We start from the raw sequence: 25,366 nt of genomic DNA, 5'->3' as shown, positions 1-25,366 counted from the left end.
GACTATACGGTTTGTGGTTGGTTAATACTATAGAAATAAAAGTCTTCTAAGTTATTGGCAACTTTCTCAAATCCTTCACCAGGCATACCTTCTGCATAGACATTTACATATAAATTACCCCCGCGCAAATAGTTGGACAGTACATTATATTCTGATTGGTATAGTTCAATTTCCTCTTTAGATATGTTTTTTCTATATACTTTACCGTTCAAGGTATTTGTAAGCTCCATGGGGTGCCCTTGCACCATTACTCTACCCTCATTAAACACTGCCATGTTTTCACAAAGATTGATAACATCATCTACAATATGGGTAGATAAGATAACCACGGCATCTTCCCCAAGCTCGCTCAATAAATTATGAAAACGGTTGCGTTCTAAAGGATCAAGACCAGCTGTTGGCTCATCTACAATAATCAATTTAGGATTACCGATTAATGCTTGTGCTATACCAAAACGCTGTCTCATACCACCGGAGTAATCGCCTAGATTACGCTTACGGAATTTATAGAGATTTACCTTGTTCAATAAATCGGCAACGTATGCTTTACGATCCGTTTTACTTTGAATACCTTTTATTTTTGCAATATGATTTAGCATCATTTCTGCAGATACCTTTGGGTAAACTCCAAAATCTTGAGGTAAATACCCCAAAACTTTTCTAAGTTCATCTGGTTCACCGAAAACGTCAATATCATTAAATTCAATATGACCACTATCTGCCTGTTGTAATGTGGCAATAGTTCTCATTAAAGAGGACTTGCCTGCACCATTAGGACCAAGTAAGCCGAACATACCGGTACCAATTTCTAGATTAACATTGTTTAAGGCTTTTGTACCGTTTGGGTACGTTTTATTCAAATTTGTAATCGAAAGCATATTCTTTAGAGTTTGATGGTTAGCATTTAGTTTATTTATAAGTATTCAAAATTTTAGAAATGTTACAATTTTTGTAGTTTCTTCCGTAGAGAAAGTGTAATTAACACCTTACAAGTAAGTAAAAGTATTCCATATTTATAAAAACCAGGAAGCCAAAATAAATACAACAACTTAGCTATTAGATAATTAAAAAATATAAACATAGAGCTAGCTTAAAAAGTGAGGTTTAATAATAATTTCTTCTTATTAGTTAAAGCTATTCAGATAATTTATACATCTGAATAGCTTTATTTGATGACTTGTTTAGGAGTTTACAAGCTGTTTAAATACCCAACTACTTCTGTTGCTCCAGAGACTTTGGCATAGTCTAAGGCCGTTGCTCCAATCTTAGATTCTTTTGAGGTACTTGCACCCTCTGCAACTAGTATTTTTACAATATCTAATTGGTTGTAGCGAGCAGCGTACATTAAAGCTGTCATTTCAGCTCCGGTATTAGATACTTGCTCTATATCGGCTCCATAAGCGATAAAACTTTTCACAACCGCTACATCATCTTTAACAATCGCTAATACCATTGGCGATATATGCGAAATTTTTGTTTCGTTGATTTTAGAGATTCTATTTCCTGAGTTCGTATTGGCACTTACGGTGCTAAATACTGTACTAACTAAAATACCGAATGCGATAATTGATTTTTTCATGATTTAAATTTTTAAGGATGAACTATTAATTTTTTTTGATTTAAAAAATGACATCGAACTTCAATTAAAAATGTTAGCTAACAACGATCGTTTAATTTTTAAAGATGAGCGATAATCTTTTCGTAAAGAAAGGGCTGTTTATCTCTTTAAAACAAGTCATACCACCCTAAATTTATAAAAATAGGGTGCTCGAACTAATTTTAATTATCTGATTATCAGATATTTGTTTTAAACGAAGTGATAAAACATGAATTACTATCTACGCTGCATGAAAAATGGCATTTACCCCTCTTTATTGATATTTCTTATAAAAGTAGAAGGTGACAAACCGGTGCTTTGCTTAAAGTATTTGGAAAATGAATCGGCACTTTTATACCCAATTTCTTCTGCAATGGCTTTTACCGAATACGAACGCAATTGCTTATTTGTTTTTAGTTCGTTTATGATATAATCGATTCTAATATCATTCACAAAAGCAGAAAATGTAGTACCTAAATGGGTATTAATAATGGTAGACAGGTAAGACGTATTTGTTTTTAATTTCTTTGCTGTGTTATATAAGGTTGTCTTTTGTTTTAGAAAAAAGCCTTGTACTTGTAATTCTCTTATTTGATTGATTAGTGCTTCAACCTTCTCGTCTTTTATTTCAGTAGTATTGGTGCTAGGTTCAAGTGGTGCACTTAGTGGTGTTTTGTTCTCCGTTCTTTGCATTAATGCATCAAACTTTTTCTTTTCTCTTTTTTGTTTCCATAGCACAAAACCTATGAAGCACATAACTATTGACCCCAAGGCAATCCATAAATAACTTAATGTACTCTTATAATCATTGGCTGCATTGGCGTTCTCTATTTGAATACGCTGCTTGTCTATGTCATAGAGATTATCTAGCGTATTAAATTTAAACGAATTATAAGTTTCTAGTGTTTTATAATATTTTTGTTCATATTCTTTTCTTAAATCTTCCTCACCTCTTTCTTGGTAAATATCTATATACAATTTATAGAAATCTGGAGAAATATATTTTTGCTCCTTTAAAAACATTGGTCCGCTTTTAATCAGATTTAAGTTATTCAATGCGCTATCCACTTCGCCCAAGGCTAAGTGGGCTTTACTTTTATTGATAAGCAAAGGAGAATCATATTCATTAAACCTTTCAACAACCCAATGACTATAAATTCTATAATTATCAATAGCCTCTCTAAACTTGCCATCTTTAAAATCAATATTAGCCTTGTTTTTTAATAATAAAAAATGTTCTCGCCCATCCGCTGTAGATTCATCAATATTGTTTTCATATAGCTCTCTATAAAACAAGGTTGAATCTTTTATTCCCAGTTCATTATATAAATTGGACATATCTAAAAACTGACGATGGTATACAGGATTCCATCTATTTTTTAAAAAATCTCCCTTTGTTTTAACGATCTTGAGTTTTATGTCTAATGCATCCCGGTATTTACCAATTCTCTCATAAAACAATGCCATTTCTATTTCAGATAGAATAGCCAAATACTCATAATTACTATCATTAATTAATTCTGCCAGCGACTTAAATAGTTCAAAAGATTTATCATACTCATAATTCTGTTGAAATGCCAAGGCTAAATGAAAATCAGAAAGTACCGCTTCGTACGCAAAACCATTTTCTTTAGCCATATTATGTGAAATATGGGAGTTTTGGATAGCTTCATCATACAAGCCTTCTGATATTTGAAAATCAACTAAAACAAGATAAATAGCTACTTGCTCTTTAATATTATAAGTATCAATATTCTTATGTATTTTATATAAGCCAGATAATGTTTGCTCACTTGTCTCATAAGGTTCACTATAAAATTTTTGAAGATTAGTTATTAAACTATCTGATATACCCTCTAAATCTTGTTCAGTTTGTGCTTTGCCTAAAAAACAACAAATCAGTAAAAAAATAGAGATGGACTTAAGCTTAATTCTTAGCATAAAATGATTACAACATTGAAATTTCATTTAATTTCTCCTTATTCAATTTTTTAATATACGATGATGGCGATAACCCTGTATTCTGCTTAAAATATTTACTGAAAGAATCTGCACTTTTATACCCAATTTCTTCAGCAATGGCTTTAACCGAATAAGAACGCAACTGCTTATTCGTTTTTAGTTCATTTACGATATAATCGATTCTTATATCATTTACAAAAGCAGAAAAAGTAGTACCTAAATGAGTATTAATAATGGTAGATAAGTAAGAAGTATTCGTTTTTAATTTCTTTGCCGTATTATGCAAGGTTGTCTTTTGTTTCAGAAAAAAACCTTGTTCTTTGAGTACTTTTATTTGACCAATCAATGCCTCTACCTTTTCATCTTTTATTTCAATAGTATTGGTGCTAAGTTCAAGTGAATTGCTTAAAGGTGCCTTGTTCTCTGTTTTTTGCATTAATGCATCAAACTTTTTCTTTTCCCTTTTCTGTTTCCATAGCGTAAAACCTACGAAACACATGACTGATCCACCCAAGGCAATCCATAGATAATTATTGTAATACTTTAAATCTGATTTTACAATCTCTTGCTCAACCTTAGTTTCATTTTCCTTTAATTCATATAAACTTCCTAGAGTGTTCATTTTAAATTGACCGAATCTTTCCTGTGCCGCTATATATTTCATCAAATATTCATCCGCCAATTTTTCATCTTTTTTATCGGAATAAATATCATGTTGAATTTTGAAAAACTCTGGATTTAAATATGCCTGCTTTTTTAAATAATTAGAATCTTTGACCATTTCAAGATTCACTAAAGCACTATCTAATTGACCGATGCTGTAAAATGCCCTAGCCTTTCTAATCTGTATTTCGTCATCTGTTTTATTAAACTTATCAGTCAATGACTTTTCATACTGATTATACTTTTTTATGGCCGTTTCATAATCAGCGTCATAATAAGCCTTATTTCCTTCATACCAATGAACGTATGGTATTGCAAGTGTCTCACCCTGTTCCTTTTCTAAATTTTTATACCGATTGTAATAATAATTTGCGGAATCTTTTTTATTAAAAAAATAAAAAGAATTTGCAATATATAGTTGTGCCTTTTGCTCCCAATAAGCAGATACCATTTTAGAATCTATTTGGTATTTTTCTGCTTCCAGATATAACGCAAGTGCTTCCTTCTTCCTTCCAATTAAAGAATTTAATACCCCAAAATCGAATTTAGACGTTTTTCTAAAAAAAGCTCTATTTTCATTAGACCCAAACTTATCATCAACAATCATGTTAGAATACAACTTAAATGCGTCACCATATCTGTACATTGCTATATATGCATAAGCAAGTATTTGTTGTGCTTGAGAATACAACATATCATGTTCTTTGCCTTCTATTAAATCTATTGCCTTTTGTATTAATGCTATACCCTGGTCATACTTACCATTCCACATCGTAATATTGGCTACAACAGTGTAAATTACCGCTTTATCGTAATAACTCTCATAATCATCAATTTCCGCCAATAAGCTATTAGCCTCCTGAAGTCCTTGCTGTACATTTTGTAAAGCTAACGTGTACACTTTTTCAATTTTTACCCCTAATTCAGGATTCGTATTTTGACCCCAATTAGTAGATACGGTGAGAAAAGTTAAACAGAAAACTAAAATGTATTTACTCATGAAGTATTTTATAAAATCAATTTGAAGCTAAATAAGAATTCGCCTACAAATTATAGCTTTAATTTGAAAACAGAGCCCTTTATTCGCCCTCTCTTATTCACTTACTAGAAGTTGAATAAAAATCACTTATTGATTTTCCTTTAGGTATTAATATTTCAAGAATCAGTAATCGGTAACTAATAAAATTAAGCAAAAACCCCCGTCCCCATTATTCAAATTCCCCTATTTTTGTAGAAACTTTGAGAGATATATGCTTTAGTGAATTATCCACTTCATAATTAAAGCGATAAAGCGTTCGAATTTAAATATTCAGGTATGGCAAAAAAAGGCAAAGCTAAAAACACATTGAACAAAGCAAAGCACGCCAAGCTTATGGATAGAAAGAAGAACAAATTAAAGAAAGAAGCCGCGTTAAGAAAAGAACGGCTAAAAGCAATCATTAAAAAGAGTAAAGAATCTGAATAAGCAATAAAATATAAAATTATGTACCCACTTATACGCCCAAGAAGATTACGTAGCAATGAAGCCATTAGAAGTTTGGTTAGGGAAACCATTATTTCGCCAAGCGATTTTTTAGTACCGTTGTTCGTTGTTGAGGGCAAAGGCATTAAAGAAGAAATACCTTCTATGCCAAATTACTACCGCCTTAGTCTAGACAATTTAACCAAAGAGGTCAAAGAACTTTGGAACATGGGCTTGCGTTCGGTGCTTCTTTTTGTGAAGGTGCCCGATAATTTAAAGGACAACAAAGGTTCTGAAGCATTGAACGAAAACGGATTAATGCAACTTGCCATAAAAACGGTTAAAAATGCATGTCCGGATATGTTGGTCATGACAGATGTTGCCCTTGACCCCTACTCTTCTTACGGTCATGATGGTATTGTAGCTGACGGCGAAATTCTTAACGATGAAAGTGTAGAGGTTCTAGCGGAAATGAGTGTTTCTCATGCCAATGCAGGTGCAGATTTTGTTGCGCCTAGCGACATGATGGATGGTCGTATTCTTAGCATTCGCGAGGCTTTGGAAGATGAGGGCTATTTAAACACCGGTATTATGGCTTATAGTGCCAAATATGCCAGTGCTTTTTACGGTCCGTTTAGAGATGCGCTGGATTCTGCTCCGGTAGATATTAAAAATGTACCTAAGGATAAAAATACTTATCAAATGGATTTCGCCAACCGATTTGAAGCTATTCGTGAGACTCAAATGGATATTGACGAAGGTGCGGATATCGTTATGGTAAAACCAGGATTGTGCTATTTGGATATAGTTCGTGAGATCAAGAACGAGGTAGATGTTCCAGTTGCCGTTTATCAAGTTTCTGGGGAATATGCCATGGTAAAAGCTGCCGCTGAAAAAGGATGGTTAGATCATGATGCGGTAATGATGGAACAGCTGACTGCAATCAAACGCGCCGGTGCAAATATCATCGCCAGCTATTTCGCTAAAGATGCCGTAAAATTCTTAGGATAGTCAATCAACAGAATTACTATTCATGAATAAAATATTTTTTATACTATTTGGTTTAATTAGTTGTTTGGCTGTTTCACAAGAGACAACTAACAAACCACTTTTGCTTCCGGCGGGATCTAGTTTGCAAGGATCTTCATTGGCTGCTTACGAGTTGGATTCCGCTTATGTATATCGTAAAGTAGATAGTATTATAACAACTGGTATAAAAAATAACGCTTTCCCAGGTGCTCAGATGTTAATCGCTAAAGAAGGTAATATTATTTTTCATGAGGCATACGGATTTCACACCTACGATAGCATTCAACCAGTTGCTTTAAATGACATTTATGATCTGGCTTCGGTTACCAAAATTTTAGGTCCGCTACCAGCAATTATGAAATTGGTTGATGAGGGTAAGTTAGATTTAGATGTTCCCTTTAGCACTTATTGGAAACCTTGGAAAAGACAGAAAGATAAAGCAAATATTACGCTTCGGGAGATATTAGCGCATCAAGCGGGACTAGAACCTTATGTCGTATTTTTAAATGAGACTTTAAAAAATAACGGTCGGTTTAAAAAAAGGTTCATCCGCAGAAAACCAAATAACAGATTTAGCAACCAAGCTTTTGAAGGTATCTATGTAAAAAATAGATTCCACCGAAAAATGTACAAAATCATAAATCGTTCTGAAGTATCGGCTGAAAAAAAATACAAATATTCCGGACTCACATTCCTGATTTTTCCGGAACTCATTACTCAAATTACTGGTGTTCCGTATGCAGATTATATGGAACAAGAATTTTATAAACCACTTGGTATGAAAACCTTCGGTTTTCTGCCTAGCACCAAAAATTTCAATAACAAAATTGTACCTACAGAAGTAGATACTATGTACAGACATACGCTGACCCAAGGTTGGGTACATGATGAAAATGCCTCTTTATTAGGTGGCATTTCTGGTAATGCAGGTTTGTTTGGTACTGCAGATGATTTGGCGATTATTATGCAGATGTTCATGCAAAACGGACTTTATGCCGGTAAGCAATACATCTCTGAAAAGACGATTAAAGAATTTATTAAAGTTCAATATCCCGAGAACGATAATAGAAGAGGTTTAGGATTTGACAAACCTTATTTGGATAACAATACCTTTAAAATTGCCAATGCCTACCCTGTACCAGAAGTTGGTGCATCAAGCTTTGGGCATAGTGGCTTTACGGGTACTTTTGTATGGGCAGATCCTGAAAATGAATTAGTGTATATATTTCTATCAAATAGAGTGTATCCTACAAGAGAAAATCGCAATATTTACAACTTAAATATCCGTCCATCCATTCAACAAATATTCTATAAGGCACTTGATAACGCAAAACAGCACCAACCTTAGCATTTTTATTAATATCTTCGATTTATAAAACAACCCTATGGGCTTACTACTTTTTTACGCATTCATTTCTATTTTCTTCTCCTTTCTGTGTTCTATATTAGAAGCGGTATTGTTGAGTATTACCCCAACTTTCATCAATGTAAAACTGAAAGAAGGTCATTCTTATGCCAAAACTTTAGAGGCGCTTAAAAAAGATGTAGATCAACCTTTAATTGCCATATTGACCATAAATACCATAGCCCACACCGTTGGTGCAATTTTGGTAGGTGTACAGGCAAAGGTGGCTTATGCCGAACTTTACGGTAGCGAAACAAAAACGATATTTGGTATATCTTTTACAGAAGATTTAATGGTAGGTGTCGTATCTACTATTATGACCATTCTTATTCTGGTTGCCTCTGAAATTATACCAAAAACCATTGGTGCTACGTATTGGAAACAACTAGCCAATTTCTCTACAAAAGCTTTGAATATTATGGTTTTGGGCTTAAAATATACCGGTTTGCTTTGGTTGTTACGTTTGTTTACCAAAATGGTAGGCGGTGGCAATCACCATGGTAGTGTGTTAAGTCGCGAGGATTTTCATGCAATGACGGATATGGCACATGAAGAAGGTGTTTTTGAAACGTCTGAATCTACCATCATTAAAAACTTATTGAAGTTCGATGAAGTTCTGGTGAAAGATATTATGACACCAAGAGCGGTAATGAAAATAGCGTCTGACGAGAAAACAATTGCCGAATTTTTTACTGATAATCCTAAATTACGTTTTTCTAGAATTCCTGTGTACACCAATAACATTGATAATATTACCGGTTTTGTTTTAAAGGATAATGTTTTGGAAGAAATGATCAATCAGAACGGAGACATTCCACTAAAAGACATTAAACGCGAAATTCTAGTAACCCGTAGAAGTACACCGATCCCAACATTGTTTGAAATATTCATTCAAAAACGACAGGCTATTGCTCTTGTGGTTGATGAATATGGTTCTGTAAGCGGTATTGTAACTATGGAAGATGTTATTGAGACCCTTCTAGGGCTTGAAATAATGGACGAGAGCGATAATATTGCCGATTTACAGAGTCTTGCTCGCAAAAACTGGGAAAAACGCGCTCAGGCAACGGGAGTGATAGAAAAGCCAACGTCACCAGACGAATAAATAGCAAATACCCCTATGGCCGATGTTGCTTACATACAAACACCCCTTGGCGTTGCCAAAATTATGGGCGACACTGACGGTCTTACGGCTATTACCGTTTTAAATTCCGATGAACCCCTTACCGATGTGATACCGGAATCTTTAGAAGATGCCGTGTATCAACTGAACGAATATTTTGAAGGCGCAAGAACACAGTTTGATCTAAAACTGAACCCGTACGGAACCGAGTTTCAAAAGAAGGTTTGGTTGGAGTTGCAGCATATACCTTACGGAAAATCGAAGTCTTATTTAGAGCTTGCAAAATTATTAGGTGACCCCAATGCCACCAGAGCCGCCGCATCTGCAAATGCCCGAAATCCGTTATGGATCGTGGTGCCTTGCCATAGGGTTATTGGTACCGATGGTTCACTTACCGGTTACGCTGGCGGATTACACAGAAAACAATGGTTATTGAACCATGAAAGCCCCGTAAAACAGCAAAGTTTGTTCTAACACAGCTTATTTATTTCACCAAAAAAACAAACTACTTGGTTTGTTTCCTTTCAAAATTCCCCTTTATACATCTTACACCTTGCATTTTATCGATACAATTGCGATTGCTATCGTTACTTTCAACAATTCTAAACACATTTTACACGTAAAAAACCGACTACTTGGTCGGTTCGTTGTTTTTTAGGTTGATTCTCTTCTTGGTTCTACTTCTGGGTACTTATTTCTATAAAATTTATGATGATTATGGTTTTCCGTAATGGAATGTAATATGCTAATTGTAGGTTTATTCTTAAATAGTATATTAGTGTGCAGAGAAAATAAACTATTACGTATATTCCTAGATATTGGTATAAATATTACAGCGAATTTAAAAAATGACAAAATCACAAGTAAATAAATTAGGAAAGGAGATAAAAAAGTTCATTAAAGAGGATAGTTTACCTACTAACGATTTACTTGACAAGCTTCAAGATTACCGTACTTCTTTCAAAGCAGATTTATCATCCGTTTTTAAGGATATTTCCGAAGTCGCTAAAGAAACCAGAAACGATAGTATTACTGCCTTTCGAATAAAGAGAATTGAATCCATACTTTCAAAATTAAAACGACAACCTACGATGTCTTTAGGTAATATGGGAGATATCGCAGGTTGTAGAATTCTAGTCTACAATAAAAATTCCGTTTCAAAATTAATTAATGAGCTTAAAAGTCGATTTAGGGTAAAAAAATATAATGATTATTTAAAAGAAACGAAAGAAGATGGTTATAGAGGCTATCACCTATATATCGAAAGTCCAATAAACCCAAATAAACTTATCGAAATCCAAATTAGAACTGTTAAGAGTCATAAATGGGCTTCAATGGTAGAAATAATCGATATACTTTACAACTTAAAAATAAAAGAAGGACAAAAACATCCACATTTCGAAAGGTTTTTATTCCTTCAATCCAGAATTGATAATTTATCTTTTATAGAAAAAAAGGAAGTTATTAACATAGATAAAAAATACAAAGTACATTCAAAATTTAATGAAGTTTTTATCAAAAACAATAAAAAAATTAGAATGGATTGGTTTTGCCATATTGGTAAAGAAAACAACTTTTTCATTATCGAAGTAGACAAAAACAAGACATCCAACATTTCTTCTTTTGAATCTTATAAAGTTGCAGAAGCAACTTACTTTGAGAAATTTAAATTAAAAAAACAATCTAATTTTGTATTAACCCATATAGAAAAACCCAACTTCAAAAGAGTCTGTATAGCTTACGCTAGTTATGTATTAATAAATCATGAATATCTTAACGACTGGTATAAAATTGCGGTAGAAGTACTAAACCAATTAATCGAATCGAGAGATAACCAACAAGCTCAAGTTTATAAAAATTATATAAAAGATAATTTGAAAGAGCAATTAGACCTTTTAAAGAATGAGATTAAAGAGATTAATGAATACAAAAAAGATGAAACTTATAGCCTCGACGGATATGAAGAATGGTTAGAAGAAATAAATGAAAAAATGGTAGACATTACAAAAGTAGCAGTAGAACAGACAACCAATGCAAAGGATAGAAATCGTTGGTTAAGTTGGCTGAAAGGATAAAAAACAATATAACAACTAACTGAGCTTAAAAACAGATAAATTCATCTTTTCTCCGATACAAAAGGCATGAAAAACCTCCTACTCCTACTAACCATTCTACCCATTCTAGCCTTTTCGCAAGAAACTAACGACTGCGACGAACGTACAATGCCTTATTGGGCAAATAATATCAATAGCAGAATAGAAGGCGAGAACCCTAAACTGAGAAACGCTTTTAGGGACATTCAACTAGCCGAAACCAACATAGTACCAAGCAGCGGTTTTATAACCTTGCGATTGTATATTACTAAAACAGGAGAATTTTGCGAAATGGAAACATTTCAAATAGACGAAAATTACAAGCCTACGGTATTCAACAACGGGGCATTAATAAATGAATTGGAGACCATTGCACTAAGTTTAACCAATTGGAAAAGAGACAAAGATTTTAAGACCTACAACCTTATTAGATTAAAAATTAAAAACGGAAAAATTGAAGAAATTTTTTAAATACCTATTCATTTTTTTGGGGTCCATAATTCTATTTGTGGTTATTGGATCCACCATTTGGTGGCAAATAAAACCAGATACCGAGAAATCTAACTTTCTTTTAGAATCTCATCAATATGAAAAGGCACTGGAATACGACCCAGAAAATAGCGATGCTTGGATGGCGCGTTCCGTCTCCTATAACAAAGCAGGAGATTTCAATAAAGGATTTGAATATTTGGACAAAGCCGTAGCACTTGACCCAGAAAAACATTTGGGGTATCGCGGGTGGATCAGATTGCGTAAAATGCGTGATTACGATAAAGCCTTACTAGACTTTGACAGACTAGATAATCTTACCCCAAACGTAACTGATGCACCTTGGGGAGAGGGTATTGACTTTTTGCGTGGAGAATGCTATTATGGAAAAAAAGACTACCCAAAAGCAATTGAATTGTTTAATAGGAATATCAAGAACCAAAAAGAAGACTGGGCAGACATTCACAGTTTTGTTTACCTGGGACTTTGCGAATACGAACTTGGGAACTACGAAAAAGCAATTACAGAATTTCAACGTGCATTACAGCAATCTAAAAACGTTCCAGAAGCCTATTTTGGTTTAGCAAAGACTAATGAAAAATTGGGGCAAACTGAAAAAGCAAGCGAATATATTGTTAGTACAGAAGAACATATAGCCTCTAAACGAGACGATTATTATAATGAATATTTAAACGAAATCTACCTCTCAGAAATTGAGGAATTCAAACAAGCTCTAGAGAACAAATAAGCCAACATAAGAGCAACAACAAGAAAACTGCGCTAAAATAGCTTATCTAATCCGCCAAAAACAAACCACTTGGTTTGTTAAATACTCCAAATACCCATTAAACTTTGTTCACTTTGCATTTTGTCGATACAAAGGTGAAAATTGCCGTTTATTTCCAAAACTTTGAACTCATTTTACCAGTAAAAAACAGACTGGTTAGTTGGTTTGTTGTTTTCAGCCATTTCTATTGAATATAGTTTATGATTGTGGTTTTCGGTTGCGGAAGATGATACTTAATTGTAGGTTTATTCTTTAGTGGTATATTAGCTAGGTACACTTTAGTAACCAAAACAAGTGATAAACCTATCTTGGTACGTTATCTGTAAACTACAAAAATGAAAAAATACATTTTAATATTCACTATCACTTTTTTCCAAACTATATCTTTTTTTGGTCAAAATTTGAATGGAATTTATAGTTGGACTGCTAGAATGAAAACTCCTACATCTGATTTAGCTATTATTGAAATTGAAATAACAAGTGATTCAACGTATGTTCAAACTGCATATAGAGGATTCAAAGTAGATATAGACAATAAAGAGACTAAATGGGAAAAATTTATAAAAAAAGGGAAAATAAGAAAGGAAGGAGTCTATCATATTATAGCCGAAACTGGAAAACCGAAAAGTTCACATAAAGTAGAAATCAAAAAAAATAAATTGCTTTTTGACATAATTGAAATGGATGATGGTAAAGCTAGAGTAATAAAAGGGGGAATTGAATATAAAAAAGTCAACAGGTAACAATGGCTAAAATTAATACGGGTTTTGGTGCTTAATCCAAAGTTTAGAGCTTTTAACTAAGTACGCCAAATACTTTGATTTGGCTTTAAAATAAAAAAGAAAAAACAAAATAAAAAGTTTTGGCTAAGTGCTTAATCGAAAGTTCACTACTTTTAATTCCCGTACTAACCATAGGTACTGTGTTGAAAAACAAGTTTTTTCTTTAATAATTTAGGAAACAGGTTGATTTATCAAACTGTTATCCCGCGCAGCAAGAGCTTCATGCTTTTGCTGCTTTTTTATTTCATATCCCGCATCATAGTTTTCTTCGTTCTTCCATAAGGTATACATCAATATCAATAGTTTTCTCTGCACCGCTACAAGTGCCACCAACGGCTTTGCCTTGTTCGGCTTTAGTCTATTATAGAACTGTTTCAATGTCGGGTTACAGCGTACACAGGTCATCGAGGGCATGTGCAGTACCGCCCTTATATGGCTGTTCCCTTTTTTACTGATCCGGGTCTTTCCCTTGAAGTTTCCCGATTCCCGTAATACTACATCATAACCGGCATAGCTCGCCAACTGCTTGGCATTGACTATAGATTCGAAGCCTAACGTTTCTCCGATTACCGTAGCCGCAGATATAAAGGATATACCTGGGATGCTTGTCAAATAATCGAGCTTCCTTTTCAATACTTCATTTTTAGAGATCAGAAGTTGCATATCTTCTTCGACCGCCGCTATCTGGGTATTCAGAAGCTTTAATCTGATCTTGTGCCTTTTCAATGCCCTTGCATTGTTATGTACGCTCGATGCGATAGCTCCTTGTCGATTGGTCTCCATCGTTCTATCGTTCAACAATGAACTACGTTCCCTGCTCAGTCCTTTTAGCTCCTGCAATTCCTCACTGGGCGGGTGCCATAGTCGAATGTTCCTTTCCAGACCTAACATACTTAGCATTCTACTGTCGAGTGCATCCGTTTTGGAACGTTGGTCCAAACTCTGCGCATAGCGCTTTACACGACCCGATTGCATTACACAAACGCTATAGCCCTGCTCGTACAGAAAATGCGCAATACCTTGATGGTAAACGCCCGTGGCTTCCATCACCACCAACAATTCCACATCGAGATCGACAGATTCCTTCAGCCATTTCAAGAGTACCTTATAACCCATTATATCATTGGATACATCGGGATGGGACTCAAATTCTTTAACTAAATTTTCATTTAGGGAACCTAGTGATAATGATAAGTTCAATTTTGAAACATCGATGCCCAGACTCTGTTTTAAACGCTTTTCCATTTCTTCGGTTTTTAAGCTGTAATTCTCTTTATCATCTTTGCTCGCACTTGATTCGATCTCTATACAAAGGACCTAGGTACTGTCCGGATTCCAAGAAAATTATAGAAGGGCGGGATTTCTAAGAAACGATATCACCCGAAAGTGTATCTAGCCGAGACCTCTCTGTCCCTTCTACTTTTAGCTGTTGTTAGTATATAAGCTACTACTTTTATAAAAGTAGTAGCTTGTGAAGATTTGTTAATCTATGAAACGACATCATTGAAAAATGTATCTAGCTCAAACGCTTAATCAATCTCCTTATTTATATAATTAATAGTATATTCAAACTGAAAATCAAACATACGAGCCGAACCGTTAGGGTTCATTCAAAATTAAACTGCAAACTAATTCCATATATCAAATGGTGCAGAATTAAAATATTATCAAAAGAAAACCCATAGACAGATTAAATAATAAGTCTTAAATATCTAATTTGCCTTTCAATCAAAAACGCAAACAGGTAATTCAGGCAAAGCAGGTAAAATGATTAAACAAAGATTAGTCTTAAACTTCGAAAATATTTTAAGAGCAAAAATATATTTCTTCTTAAAAAAGTCAATTTGGAAATATTTGATAATGACTTTAGTATTAGGATTTTTAAAACCAATTAGCGGATTGAATCCTATTGTTTCTGCTGTAATTTATTTTATAGGAATCAATGTTATATTATGGCCACTCCAATATTTGAGTGCTAAAACCTTTGCCAAAACAACATCTTTTGATGCAGATGTTGAATTTAATGATAGAGAAATCTTAATTCATCATAACAACAAAGAATTAATAGAAAACAAAGATTGGAACTGGATAAAGAAGATAGATATCAACAAAAACAGAATTTGGCTAACGATAAACCAAAAACGACCTTTTGGAATTTCAATCCCAACAAACAAACTAAGTGAACAGGATATTGATCTGTTTAAACAAAAGTCAAATAAATAACGACCACTAACACTAAATATTAGATCATAGCTGCTTTCTTCGTTGCAGCGCCGTACGATATCATTTTACGTTGCCACACATTATGAAGAAACATTATGCAGCTAATTGAATATTGGGGAAATCATTTGAAAATTCATAATATCCAGACCGCAACATTCTTGGTTGAAAAGAATGTCAAGGCGAATGGCACAATGTAGCATCAGCTGGCGGTTGCTAATACTGTTCTCAAAGTAACCGACCAAGCAGAGCTTGAAGAACACAACCGGATCTATACGCTGTTGACCGCTAAGTTGAAAACTGGAGAACAGTTTTTCTTGTTAATCCTTCTTGCCTTGCATAACTAAAGTTAAGCATATTCACTATTTTTGCAGTAATGAAAATACTCTGTTCTATATTATCATTATATGTTTTTTTACTCTCTACAGTACCTTGCTGTTGGGATGATAACTGTAATGATGAAGAAAAAACAGAATTAACAGAAAATCATTCAAAAGACCAACAAGATGATGGTTGCAATACCTGCTCGCCATTTTTTTCTTGTGGTACTTGCTCGGGTTTTGTTTTTATAAATTACTCGATCAACTTTAAGAAAGTTCATATTACCAAAACAAAATTGGTATCGGTTTACAAGTCCAAATTCGCAAGTAACTTTTTTGCGAAAATTTGGCAACCTCCTAAGTTAATTTAATGATAAAAGTGGCTTCCCCACTTTTTAAAAGCGGTATCAAATACCGTTAATACTTTTTTACATCATTAAATTAAATCATTAGACAAATGAAACAAATCATTTTGCCTCTTTTGGCAATACTATATACTTCTTTGGCTTTTAGTCAAAATACATTCAAGGCCATAATCAAAGACACTGAAAGCAAAGAAACCCTTTTTGGTGCATCAGCCGTTTTACAAGGAACAACAAATGGCTCTAGTACAGACGAAAACGGTTATTTAGAAATTACAAATATTCCCAACGGACCACAGACCATTGTTATCAATTATCTTGGTTATGAAGAGCAGAAACTACAATTAAGTTTTCCTTTATCAGAAACGCAGTCTATCAACATAACATTGACAGAAAGCGAAGGAGAGAAATTAGATGATGTAGTGATTACATCTACACGTTCAAAAAGAACCATTTATAATATTCCTACACGAATAGAAGCCATTTCTGGAGAAGAACTTGAGGAAAAAGGAAATATGAAACCGGGCGACATTAGAATGATGCTTAATGAAAGTACCGGTATACAAACCCAACAAACATCAGCGACTTCTTATAATTCAAGTATAAGAATTCAAGGTTTGGACGGAAAATACACTCAAATACTTAGAGATGGTTTTCCTCTATACTCAGGCTTTTCTGGTGGTTTAAGTTTAATGCAAATAGCACCGTTAGACTTGCAACAAGTAGAAGTAATTAAAGGAGCTTCTTCAACACTTTTTGGTGGAGGTGCAATTGCCGGTCTAGTAAATCTTGTTTCAAAAAAACCAAAAGAAGAAAGAGAATTAAGCTTTATGCTTAATGGCACGTCTGCATTGGGTTTAGACGCAAGTGGTTTTTACTCTCAACAATTCAATAAAATAGGTACAACCATATTCGCTTCTTATAATTTGGGTACACCTTATGACCCAGCTGATATAGGCCTTACGGCTATTCCTAAATTTACACGCTATACTTTAAACCCAAGAATATTTATTGATTTAAGTGATAAAACTTCAGTGAACGTAGGTTTTAACAGCGTAAAAGAAGATAGAGTTGGGGGAGACATTGAATATATTAAAGGCAACCGTGATGAAGAGGATGTTTTTTTTGAAAAAAATACTACTGACAGATTTAGCACGCAATTAGGTATAGAACACCAACTGAACGAAAATTCTAATCTGGCATTTAAAAACAGTATTAGCCTATATGACCGAAGCATTGAAATACCTGATTTTATATTTTCTGGAGTTCAGACATCATCTTTTAGTGAAGCAAACTACACGACCAGAAATACCACATCTGAGTGGATAGTGGGGCTAAATCTTTGGACAGACAAATTCACCCAAGATCAATTGAACAATACAGAAGCCATAGATTATAATCATATTACAACAGGCGCCTTTATACAAAATACTTGGAACGCAACAGAAAAATTTGTGCTAGAGACCGGTATACGAGGTGATTATCAAAATGAATATGGTTTTTTTGCTTTACCAAGAATTTCTGCATTGTTAAAAATTAATCCGAAATTATCAATGCGACTTGGTGGTGGTTTGGGTTACAAAACACCTACCGTTTTTACCGAAGATGCAGAACGCATACAATTTAGAAATGTATTGCCTATAGATGTACCAAATACAAAAGCTGAACAGAGCATAGGTAGTAACTTTGATATTGATTACAAAACTCCGCTATCAGACAATTTATTTTTCAGTATAAACACCCTATTCTTCTATACTCAAATAAAAGACCCGCTAATTCTTACGCCTTTAAGCAATGGATCCTATGAATTTCAACAACCCGATGGTTTCATTGATACAAAGGGTGTAGAGACCAACGTAAAACTAGCTTATAAAGATCTGGCTCTCTTTGTAGGGTATACATTAGCAGACGTAAACGAGCATTACAATGACACCAAGAGTACATTCCCTTTAGTTTCAAAACACCGCTTAAACAACGTATTGATGTATGAGGTAGAAGAAAAATGGAAAATAGGGCTCGAAGCCTATTACTTTGGTCCACAACAATTAAATGATGGTGCCACTGGTGAACAATATTGGCTTTTTGGGTTTATGGCAGAAAAACTGTGGAAAAACTTCTCAATTTTCATCAATTTCGAAAACTTTGGAGATACAAGACAAACCAGGTTTGATACCATTTTTACGGGTTCCATCTCTAATCCTGAATTTAGAGATATTTATGCCCCAGTTGATGGGTTTGTGGTAAACGGAGGGTTTAAAATCAAATTATAGTTTAATCTAACTTAGGTTTAAGTTATACGTAAAAAACAACAGGTAATAGTGTATCAGAGCAATAGCGAACAATGCAAAAAATTGAAAAGTCTATTTAGCTTATAAACTCTAGTAAAACGCACTAGCGGTAGCTTTTAAAATTCGTTACTGCTCTTATACTATACCGCTGTATTTAACATTTTAACTATCTAGAATTAATTTATAAAACCTTACCAAAGAAACGGTATTAAAACACGTAAAAGAATGTAGTAATTGTTATTACCTAATACCCAAATAATACATTTTTTACAATCATCTTTTTGATTTGGTCATGTAGCTTCGTAAGACAAGACTTTAGTAACTGAAAACAAAAACCAAATTGATGATTTATTGGTAAGAATGTCGCAGTTTTTTAAATCGAAAAGTACCGAAATAAAAATCTAAAAATTTTCTTTTTTGACAGTTCTGTCTTACATAACTAAGCTATTGAAGAATTACCACTATAATTGAAAAACAAAAAGTTATTATACCCTTGGTAACAAAATAAGATAAGAACAGTACGAATCAAATTGTGTTAATTTCCTACTTATTAGTATCTTACCTTTCTATGCCTGATAAAATACATCTCGAAAATATCTTGTTTTTAGATATAGAAACCGTACCAGAAAAAAGCTCGTTTGACCAGCTAGATGAAACCACACAAGAACTTTGGGCACATAAATCTCAATACCAAAGAAAAGATAATGTAACCGCAGAAGAATTCTACGAGCGTGCCGGCATATGGGCAGAGTTCGGTAAAATCATTTGTATATCCGTTGGTTATTTTACGTTTCAAAAAGAAGTACGCAGTTTTAGAATTACCACGTTTCACGGTGAAGAACATAAATTGCTTCAGGAGTTTAAAAATTTATTGGACGAGCATTTTAACCACGTAAAGCATGTACTTTGTGCACATAATGGTAAGGAGTTCGATTTTCCGTATATAGCTCGCAGAATGATTATTCATGGTATATCACTACCTCAAAAACTAGATCTTTTCGGCAAGAAACCATGGGAAGTTCCGCATATAGATACTATGGAGCTTTGGAAATTTGGAGATTACAAGCATTATACATCTTTAAAGCTAATGGCCCATGTACTGGGCATACCCTCGCCCAAGGAAGATATTGATGGTAGTATGGTTCGTGTGGTCTATTATGAACAAAACAATTTAGACCGTATTGTTACCTATTGCGAATTAGATGTACTCACTACGGCACAAGTGTATTTAAGACTGCAAAATCAATCTCTTTTAACCGATAACGAGGTAAAGAAGGTAGCTCATGAATAGCATCTTGTTAAAATTAACATTGGCAGATATAAAAACAGGACTAATGGTGTAATTTTGTTAGTACCATCATTTGTTCTAAACGAACCATACCTATGAAAAAAGTCATTTTATTATTCGCTGTAGTTGTCTTGTTAGCCAGTTGTGTACAAGAGAAGGAAATAAGCTCTATACATCCTGAAAACTGGACGAAGAGAAAGGCGACGATCAATGCTAAAGATTCTTTAGAGTATGGTAAATCTTATTTATCTATCTATTCTCAAATTTATAGTAGTTCTGAGCATAAGACCCATAATCTAACAGCAATGGTAAGCTTACGAAATACCAGCGATGTTGATACTATTTACCTAACTAAGGCAGAGTATTTTGATACTCATGGCCTATCATTACGTAATTACTTTAGCCACCCTATTTATTTGGCTCCTTTAGAAACTGCTGAAATCATCATAGATGAGATGGATGTTGAAGGTGGTACCGGCTCTAACTTTATTTTTGAATGGCATGCACCAAAAGATTGTCCAGAGCCATTGTTTGAAGGCGTTATGAATTCTACCGTGGGTCAACAAGGTCTTTCGTTTACAACACAATCCAGAAGAATAAAATAGCTTACTAGTACTTATAGAATTTCGTGCTTTTGTTTACATTGGCATCTTGAATCTGTAATACATACAAACCAGAAGGCAAATCGGCTACATTGATTCTTGAGTCCAACGCTTTATCCATCTTTAATGCTACACCGCTTGTGCTCATAATTCTATAGATTGCTGTTTCAGATGTTTTTACATTCAATTGTATTTCATCTACCGCAGGATTTGGATACACACTAAACGGAATCTCAGAATCTGCACTTAAAGTATGTAAAGTCTCTAACTTTGTCTCTTCTCCTTCAAAAGTAAATGTAGCTACATCACTATACTCAGAAGCGATGTTCTGAGAACAAAATGTTCTTAATCTGAAAGAATAGGTAGCATCTGTCAATAAACCTTTCCAGTTAAAGTTATTTACAGAAATGTATTCTGTAGTCCATTCTTCTTGGTAAACTTCTTTATACTGAATTTCATAAAGTGCATCTTCTGAAGCGTTCCAAGCTAAGGTTACATTAGACATTTCAGTTTCATTAAGACTAACTTCTGGAGCGTTTATAGAACAAGAGGTCATAGAAACACCGGAAACGATCAAAGAAAAATCTTGCATATCGTTTGCAAGTTCACCTTTATGTGTCACCGTAATAGTGTACGTACCGTTAGCATTAGGTATTTCAACTCTTTCAAAAGGATCCACTTTATTATCCCCTTTAGTAGCATCGTTTTCCGCCTGTGCAGGGTTCAATTTCCAAGGTAAAAATGTTTGTCCGTTTTTAGTAACTCTAATATCAAGATCGTTTACCAAAGCCGCAGTAGTATTGTTCAACTCTCCAGAATTAATAAAACTAGATTGTACATCTGTCCAAGAAATAGAAGCGATCAATGTTTCATTACCTTCTGCAGTTACATCAAATGAAAATGAGTTTCCGTTTTCTAATGTTTCTTCAGCAATGTGGCTAGAAAAATCTTTGTTGTTCAATAGCTCTGCAGCTGTTTTTGAATTCATGATTCCCCATCCCATTTTATAATCTGGACCAACGGCATCAACATCATCGGCAGTATGTAAAGCCAAACCTTTTAATGTGGCTGCTTTCATATACTCTCCATATAATTCTTTATTGTACTGTTGTAATAACAATAATGACCCAGTTACACCTGGCGTAGCCATTGAAGTACCGGAAGAAGTCTCGTAGCTAGTATTGCTAGCAGCATCTGTAGAAAGTATAGAACCACCGTTACCTGCAATGTCTGGTTTTATTCTACCATCATCCACAGGACCAAAACTACTATACGTACAAACATCAGCATTCTTTAAGTTTCCGTTTCCGTCGATTTTAGAATTTGCACCAGCAACGGTAATATTATTTTTTGAAATTGTAAATCCTAACAACACATCAAAACCATCTGCAGATTGCCCGTAAGTTGGTTCTAAGTTATCTCTACTTTTTTGTGCATTACCTGCAGCGGTAACCATTAAGTAATAAGGGGCATTATACATGATTTTGTCCCAATCTTGGGCTACTTTCGTGTAAGCACCAAAATACCAGTCTGGTACACGACTTGCTTTAATACCGTAAGAATGGTTAGAAAGTAGAAGTCCGTCAGCAGCAGCTTCGGTAACTTCAATTTTATCTCTAGTCCAATCATGAGAAACCACTTTCGCCTTATTTGCTACGCCTTTCGCATCTTTTTTAAGTCCCGTAGAAATAATACTACCCGTTACATGAGTTGCATGTGTATCTACTTCAGAACTTTCATCACCAATGGAAACTCTAGAGGTATACTCAATATGATTTTCAAGGGCAACACCGGCATCCCAAACCCCAACATTCATTCCATCACCATCTAAATGAAGTCCCATTAAACCATCTGTATTCAATGTACTTGCTCTAGAAACCAATCCGGCTTGATCAGCATATGTTTCGTAGTACAAAGGACTACCATCTGCACCAATACCCTGTAATTCAATTTTTTTACCGTTCGCTAAGGTTTCCTTGATTTTCCAATTGTTCAATTTCGCTACTTCTTGAAGATGTGTTCTTTCAAGCGCATATTCAGAAACCAAGTTAGCTTTGAAATTTGCCAATTCGGTCTTTTTGTTATTTGCAGCTATTTTTAAACGTTGTTGAGAAGTTTGGGCAGTAGCAATATTTGCTGCTGAACAAACAAAAAACAGTATCAAAAGGATACTACTTTTACAGTAGGTTTGGTTGTAGGTAAACATTATAGGTTGTATTTGTAAGATTTGGACTACAAATATATAAACCATGTGGTGCATTCGGTGAATGACCACTTTTATTCGATGAATTACCTAAACATTATGATGAACCTGTTGTGAAAACATCAATTTCCGATGTGTAAGATTTTTCTTTCGTTAAACTGCACGTTAAGAATTAAACGTAAACATAGCGTAGACCGGAAAATGATCGCTATAACCACCCATGTACCGATCTGAAACAAAAGTTCTGTAGGGAGAGCCCTTATACTTTCCTTTTTTCTCCTTCAGAGATTTGTGATCAAAAATGGCAGCACTGTCAAAACTATGGGTATTCTTTTGATAATTAAAAAATGAGTTAGACACTAAAATTTGGTCGAACATATTCCATTTATTACCATATATGGAAGAGCCTTTACTATTAGGTATATGCAATGTTTCAAAAGGATTAAACAACGAAGCTTCCCCTTTGAGTATCTGCATACTTTTTGAAGAGGGATCATCGTTAAAATCGCCCATGACTATAATATTAGGATCTACTTCAGTTTGCTTTATAACCCCAATTTTCTGAACAATCTCTTCTGCTGCAATAATCCGTTTGTATTCCGTTTCTACACCACCATCTCGCCTAGACGGCCAATGATTTACAAACACGTGCACCAATTCTTTATTCAACTCACCCTTTACATATAGTATATCTCTTGTAGTATCTCTGACTCCGCCTGGATTATCTACCATTAAAGTAAATGGCTCTGAATGCAATACCTTAAAAAATCGTTTTCGGTAAATGAGACCTGTATCTATACCTCGTTCATCGGGCGAATCATAGTGCACAAATCCATAATCCAAATTATCCATTGCATCGGTAGCTAGCAATGCTTTAAAAACACTATTATTTTCAGCTTCTGCAACACCAATTAATGCAGGAGGGTAAGGATGGTCTTCATCACCTACTTTAACTATGGTCTTCGCCAACTTATCCAATTTACGCTGATATCGTTCAACCGTCCATTTTTTTACTCCATTTGGTGTATAATCTTTATCCAAAATCTTGGTATTACGTTCTGGATCAAATAGATTTTCTAAATTGTAGAACGCAACCGTATAGCGCTGTTTTTTAGTCTTTTTCTTAAAAAATGGAAATCGCATGTATCTTTTTAATGAGTAAACCACCTCAGGGCTAGCCTTAGAGCGTGTAATCTTAATTATCAAGTCAATAAAAATACGAAATAGCTTATGGGTAATTGCTTAATTTTGCACTTTACGGTATTATGATAGAAAAGAAGAGTATAGATTATGAAAAAGCGGTACTTATTGGTGTTATCAATAAGGATCAAAATGAGGAAAAAGTAAACGAGTATTTAGATGAACTGGAGTTCCTTACTTATACGGCAGGCGGTGAAGTGATCAAGCGCTTTGTTCAACGCATGGATGTTCCCAACCCTAAGACACTGATTGGAAGTGGTAAAATGGAAGAAGTGGAACGTTATGTACAAACCCATAAAGTAGGATCAGTAATTTTTGATGATGAGCTTACCCCTGGTCAACAACGTAACATTGAAAAACAATTACGATGTAAGATTATTGATCGTACCAGTTTAATATTGGACATCTTCGCACAACGTGCACAAACAAGTTATGCCAGAACCCAGGTTGAACTAGCACAATATGAATACTTATTACCGAGACTAACCGGATTATGGACACACCTTGAGCGCCAAAAAGGGGGTATTGGTATGCGTGGACCTGGGGAAACCGAAATAGAGACAGATAGACGTATTGTACGTGACCGCATAACCCTACTTAAAAAGAAACTTAAGAAGATCGATCGCCAAATGGAAACCCAAAGGGGAAACCGTGGTGCTTTGGTCCGTGTTGCTTTAGTTGGGTATACCAATGTTGGTAAATCTACCTTAATGAATGTCATTAGTAAAAGTGATGTATTCGCAGAGAACAAGCTATTTGCTACATTAGATACTACCGTAAGAAAGGTAGTTATAGGAAATTTACCTTTCTTATTAAGTGATACGGTAGGGTTTATTAGAAAACTACCTACACAGCTGGTAGAAAGCTTTAAAAGTACTTTAGATGAAGTAAGAGAGGCAGATTTGTTGTTGCATGTAGTAGATATCTCCCACCCTCAGTTTGAAGAGCATATAGCATCTGTAAATCAGATTTTATCTGAAATTAAAAGCTCAGAAAAGAAAAGCATCATGATCTTCAATAAAATAGATCAATACGAACACGAAACTATTGATGATGATGATTTAGTTACCGAACGTACCGGAAGACATTTTACCATTAATGATTGGAAACAAACATGGATGGAAAAAGTGGGCGATCGTGCTATATTCATATCCGCCTTGAACAAAGAAAATTTAGATGAATTTAGAAAACGTGTTTATGATGAGGTAAGAGACATTCATGTAACTCGTTTTCCTTACAATAATTTTCTTTACCCAGAACACTTAGACGAATATTAGAAACCAAATATAATTGAATTCATGTAGTTCATCGATGAAATTAAACCGATGATAAATCTCACCACACAATGCGTTCAGTTCACAACATAAATTGTTCTGAGCACGAACATATGCATTAATTTTACAGTGTACTTAAGCAAAGGTATTGACCCCAAATCGATATTTTACTTATGAAAACTAAAAAGTAAAACCCCAAATTTTACGATAATTACTT

The 25,366-nt window shown here is 34.4% G+C and carries 22 protein-coding genes; 15 read left to right on the top strand and 7 right to left on the bottom strand.

Annotated features, from left to right (window positions below):
- Positions 1–2: 2 nt before the first annotated feature.
- The 4 genes from P177_RS01595 to P177_RS01580 all read right to left on the bottom strand — a co-directional run bounded on the left by P177_RS01595 (position 3) and on the right by P177_RS01580 (position 5,222).
- Positions 3–878 carry an ABC transporter ATP-binding protein gene (locus P177_RS01595; protein ID WP_036151176.1) on the bottom strand — a complete coding sequence of 292 codons (876 nt, stop codon included), beginning with the start codon at positions 876–878 and terminating at the stop codon, positions 3–5.
- A 311-nt stretch (positions 879–1,189) separates the two neighbouring features.
- Positions 1,190–1,579, bottom strand: a complete 390-nt coding sequence (locus P177_RS01590; protein WP_036151175.1) for an ankyrin repeat domain-containing protein — start codon at positions 1,577–1,579, stop codon at positions 1,190–1,192.
- A gap of 282 nt (positions 1,580–1,861) precedes the next feature.
- Positions 1,862–3,538, bottom strand: coding sequence for a helix-turn-helix domain-containing protein (locus tag P177_RS01585; RefSeq protein ID WP_167333089.1), 1,677 nt, complete (start codon positions 3,536–3,538; stop codon positions 1,862–1,864).
- A 7-nt stretch (positions 3,539–3,545) separates the two neighbouring features.
- A complete protein-coding gene (locus P177_RS01580) occupies positions 3,546–5,222 on the bottom strand; it encodes a helix-turn-helix domain-containing protein (RefSeq protein WP_036151171.1) in 1,677 nt (558 codons plus the stop codon).
- Between the two features lie 315 nt (positions 5,223–5,537).
- Here P177_RS01580 and P177_RS20175 point away from each other — a divergent pair, with 315 nt between their 5' ends.
- The 9 genes from P177_RS20175 to P177_RS01540 all read left to right on the top strand — a co-directional run bounded on the left by P177_RS20175 (position 5,538) and on the right by P177_RS01540 (position 13,353).
- Positions 5,538–5,687, top strand: a complete 150-nt coding sequence (locus P177_RS20175) for a hypothetical protein (protein ID WP_167333088.1) — start codon at positions 5,538–5,540, stop codon at positions 5,685–5,687.
- Between the two features lie 18 nt (positions 5,688–5,705).
- On the top strand, positions 5,706–6,695 hold the full coding sequence (gene hemB / locus P177_RS01575; RefSeq protein ID WP_036151169.1) for a porphobilinogen synthase: 990 nt from the start codon (positions 5,706–5,708) through the stop codon (positions 6,693–6,695).
- 22 nt (positions 6,696–6,717) lie between these two features.
- Entirely contained in the window at positions 6,718–8,061 is a 1,344-nt protein-coding gene (locus P177_RS01570) for a serine hydrolase domain-containing protein (protein ID WP_036151167.1), read from the top strand.
- Positions 8,062–8,098: 37 nt separating this feature from the next.
- Positions 8,099–9,223 (top strand): CNNM domain-containing protein, encoded by a 1,125-nt coding sequence (locus tag P177_RS01565; RefSeq protein WP_036151164.1) that lies wholly within the window; start codon positions 8,099–8,101, stop codon positions 9,221–9,223.
- Positions 9,224–9,238: 15 nt separating this feature from the next.
- The gene (locus P177_RS01560) at positions 9,239–9,715 is read left to right on the top strand and encodes a methylated-DNA--[protein]-cysteine S-methyltransferase (protein ID WP_036151162.1); all 477 of its coding nucleotides are present in this window, start codon (positions 9,239–9,241) and stop codon (positions 9,713–9,715) included.
- Between the two features lie 374 nt (positions 9,716–10,089).
- On the top strand, positions 10,090–11,316 hold the full coding sequence (locus P177_RS19270) for a nucleotidyltransferase family protein (RefSeq protein ID WP_051941672.1): 1,227 nt from the start codon (positions 10,090–10,092) through the stop codon (positions 11,314–11,316).
- 66 nt (positions 11,317–11,382) lie between these two features.
- Positions 11,383–11,805: a hypothetical protein gene (locus P177_RS01550; protein ID WP_157486413.1), complete on the top strand. Its 423-nt coding sequence runs from the start codon at positions 11,383–11,385 to the stop codon at positions 11,803–11,805.
- Positions 11,789–12,571, top strand: coding sequence for a tetratricopeptide repeat protein (locus P177_RS01545; protein WP_036151158.1), 783 nt, complete (start codon positions 11,789–11,791; stop codon positions 12,569–12,571). The genes P177_RS01550 and P177_RS01545 overlap by 17 nt, the downstream gene beginning before the upstream one ends.
- A gap of 374 nt (positions 12,572–12,945) precedes the next feature.
- Entirely contained in the window at positions 12,946–13,353 is a 408-nt protein-coding gene (locus tag P177_RS01540) for a hypothetical protein (protein WP_036151156.1), read from the top strand.
- A 210-nt stretch (positions 13,354–13,563) separates the two neighbouring features.
- Here the strand turns inward: P177_RS01540 and P177_RS01535 are convergent, their stop codons facing one another.
- Positions 13,564–14,637: an IS110 family RNA-guided transposase gene (locus tag P177_RS01535; protein ID WP_036151154.1), complete on the bottom strand. Its 1,074-nt coding sequence runs from the start codon at positions 14,635–14,637 to the stop codon at positions 13,564–13,566.
- A 522-nt stretch (positions 14,638–15,159) separates the two neighbouring features.
- Here P177_RS01535 and P177_RS01530 point away from each other — a divergent pair.
- The 5 genes from P177_RS01530 (at position 15,160) to P177_RS01510 (ending at position 20,475) form a co-directional block, all read left to right on the top strand.
- The gene (locus P177_RS01530) at positions 15,160–15,615 is read left to right on the top strand and encodes a hypothetical protein (RefSeq protein WP_157486411.1); all 456 of its coding nucleotides are present in this window, start codon (positions 15,160–15,162) and stop codon (positions 15,613–15,615) included.
- 373 nt (positions 15,616–15,988) lie between these two features.
- Positions 15,989–16,303 (top strand): DUF6660 family protein, encoded by a 315-nt coding sequence (locus P177_RS20505; RefSeq protein WP_036151149.1) that lies wholly within the window; start codon positions 15,989–15,991, stop codon positions 16,301–16,303.
- Positions 16,304–16,389: 86 nt separating this feature from the next.
- Positions 16,390–18,564, top strand: a complete 2,175-nt coding sequence (locus P177_RS01520; protein WP_036151147.1) for a TonB-dependent receptor — start codon at positions 16,390–16,392, stop codon at positions 18,562–18,564.
- Positions 18,565–19,150: 586 nt separating this feature from the next.
- Positions 19,151–19,873 carry a 3'-5' exonuclease gene (locus P177_RS01515; protein WP_036151145.1) on the top strand — a complete coding sequence of 241 codons (723 nt, stop codon included), beginning with the start codon at positions 19,151–19,153 and terminating at the stop codon, positions 19,871–19,873.
- Between the two features lie 92 nt (positions 19,874–19,965).
- Positions 19,966–20,475, top strand: a complete 510-nt coding sequence (locus P177_RS01510; protein ID WP_036151143.1) for a DUF3124 domain-containing protein — start codon at positions 19,966–19,968, stop codon at positions 20,473–20,475.
- 4 nt (positions 20,476–20,479) lie between these two features.
- Here the strand turns inward: P177_RS01510 and P177_RS01505 are convergent, their stop codons facing one another.
- Positions 20,480–22,636, bottom strand: coding sequence for a S8 family serine peptidase (locus P177_RS01505; RefSeq protein WP_167333087.1), 2,157 nt, complete (start codon positions 22,634–22,636; stop codon positions 20,480–20,482).
- A 204-nt stretch (positions 22,637–22,840) separates the two neighbouring features.
- Positions 22,841–23,818 carry an endonuclease/exonuclease/phosphatase family protein gene (locus P177_RS01500; RefSeq protein ID WP_036151139.1) on the bottom strand — a complete coding sequence of 326 codons (978 nt, stop codon included), beginning with the start codon at positions 23,816–23,818 and terminating at the stop codon, positions 22,841–22,843.
- 122 nt (positions 23,819–23,940) lie between these two features.
- On the opposite strand from P177_RS01500, the gene hflX reads away from it, so the two are divergent.
- Positions 23,941–25,152, top strand: coding sequence for a GTPase HflX (gene hflX, locus P177_RS01495; RefSeq protein ID WP_036151136.1), 1,212 nt, complete (start codon positions 23,941–23,943; stop codon positions 25,150–25,152).
- Positions 25,153–25,366 lie beyond the last annotated feature (214 nt).

Origin of the sequence: Maribacter forsetii DSM 18668, assembly GCF_000744105.1 — a bacterium.
In the GTDB taxonomy this organism is placed as follows: Bacteria; Bacteroidota; Bacteroidia; order Flavobacteriales; family Flavobacteriaceae; genus Maribacter; species Maribacter forsetii.
Note: the sequence above shows the minus strand (reverse complement) of the source record. Positions and strands in the feature narration are given on the sequence as shown.

What these genes read in the sequence shown, in the direction of transcription:
- P177_RS01565 (WP_036151164.1), top strand. Translation starts at nt 8,099, where the DNA reads ATGGGCTTACTACTTTTTTACGCATTCATTTCTATTTTCTTCTCCTTT.
- P177_RS01595 (WP_036151176.1), bottom strand. Translation starts at nt 878, where the DNA reads ATGCTTTCGATTACAAATTTGAATAAAACGTACCCAAACGGTACAAAA.
- P177_RS01570 (WP_036151167.1), top strand. Translation starts at nt 6,718, where the DNA reads ATGAATAAAATATTTTTTATACTATTTGGTTTAATTAGTTGTTTGGCT.
- P177_RS01520 (WP_036151147.1), top strand. Translation starts at nt 16,390, where the DNA reads ATGAAACAAATCATTTTGCCTCTTTTGGCAATACTATATACTTCTTTG.
- P177_RS20175 (WP_167333088.1), top strand. Translation starts at nt 5,538, where the DNA reads ATGGCAAAAAAAGGCAAAGCTAAAAACACATTGAACAAAGCAAAGCAC.
- hemB (WP_036151169.1), top strand. Translation starts at nt 5,706, where the DNA reads ATGTACCCACTTATACGCCCAAGAAGATTACGTAGCAATGAAGCCATT.
- P177_RS01510 (WP_036151143.1), top strand. Translation starts at nt 19,966, where the DNA reads ATGAAAAAAGTCATTTTATTATTCGCTGTAGTTGTCTTGTTAGCCAGT.
- P177_RS01515 (WP_036151145.1), top strand. Translation starts at nt 19,151, where the DNA reads ATGCCTGATAAAATACATCTCGAAAATATCTTGTTTTTAGATATAGAA.
- P177_RS01530 (WP_157486411.1), top strand. Translation starts at nt 15,160, where the DNA reads ATGATTAAACAAAGATTAGTCTTAAACTTCGAAAATATTTTAAGAGCA.
- P177_RS01500 (WP_036151139.1), bottom strand. Translation starts at nt 23,818, where the DNA reads ATGCGATTTCCATTTTTTAAGAAAAAGACTAAAAAACAGCGCTATACG.
- P177_RS01535 (WP_036151154.1), bottom strand. Translation starts at nt 14,637, where the DNA reads ATGGAAAAGCGTTTAAAACAGAGTCTGGGCATCGATGTTTCAAAATTG.
- P177_RS01550 (WP_157486413.1), top strand. Translation starts at nt 11,383, where the DNA reads ATGAAAAACCTCCTACTCCTACTAACCATTCTACCCATTCTAGCCTTT.
- P177_RS01580 (WP_036151171.1), bottom strand. Translation starts at nt 5,222, where the DNA reads ATGAGTAAATACATTTTAGTTTTCTGTTTAACTTTTCTCACCGTATCT.
- P177_RS19270 (WP_051941672.1), top strand. Translation starts at nt 10,090, where the DNA reads ATGACAAAATCACAAGTAAATAAATTAGGAAAGGAGATAAAAAAGTTC.
- P177_RS01585 (WP_167333089.1), bottom strand. Translation starts at nt 3,538, where the DNA reads ATGCTAAGAATTAAGCTTAAGTCCATCTCTATTTTTTTACTGATTTGT.
- P177_RS01560 (WP_036151162.1), top strand. Translation starts at nt 9,239, where the DNA reads ATGGCCGATGTTGCTTACATACAAACACCCCTTGGCGTTGCCAAAATT.
- P177_RS01590 (WP_036151175.1), bottom strand. Translation starts at nt 1,579, where the DNA reads ATGAAAAAATCAATTATCGCATTCGGTATTTTAGTTAGTACAGTATTT.
- P177_RS01540 (WP_036151156.1), top strand. Translation starts at nt 12,946, where the DNA reads ATGAAAAAATACATTTTAATATTCACTATCACTTTTTTCCAAACTATA.
- hflX (WP_036151136.1), top strand. Translation starts at nt 23,941, where the DNA reads ATGATAGAAAAGAAGAGTATAGATTATGAAAAAGCGGTACTTATTGGT.
- P177_RS20505 (WP_036151149.1), top strand. Translation starts at nt 15,989, where the DNA reads ATGAAAATACTCTGTTCTATATTATCATTATATGTTTTTTTACTCTCT.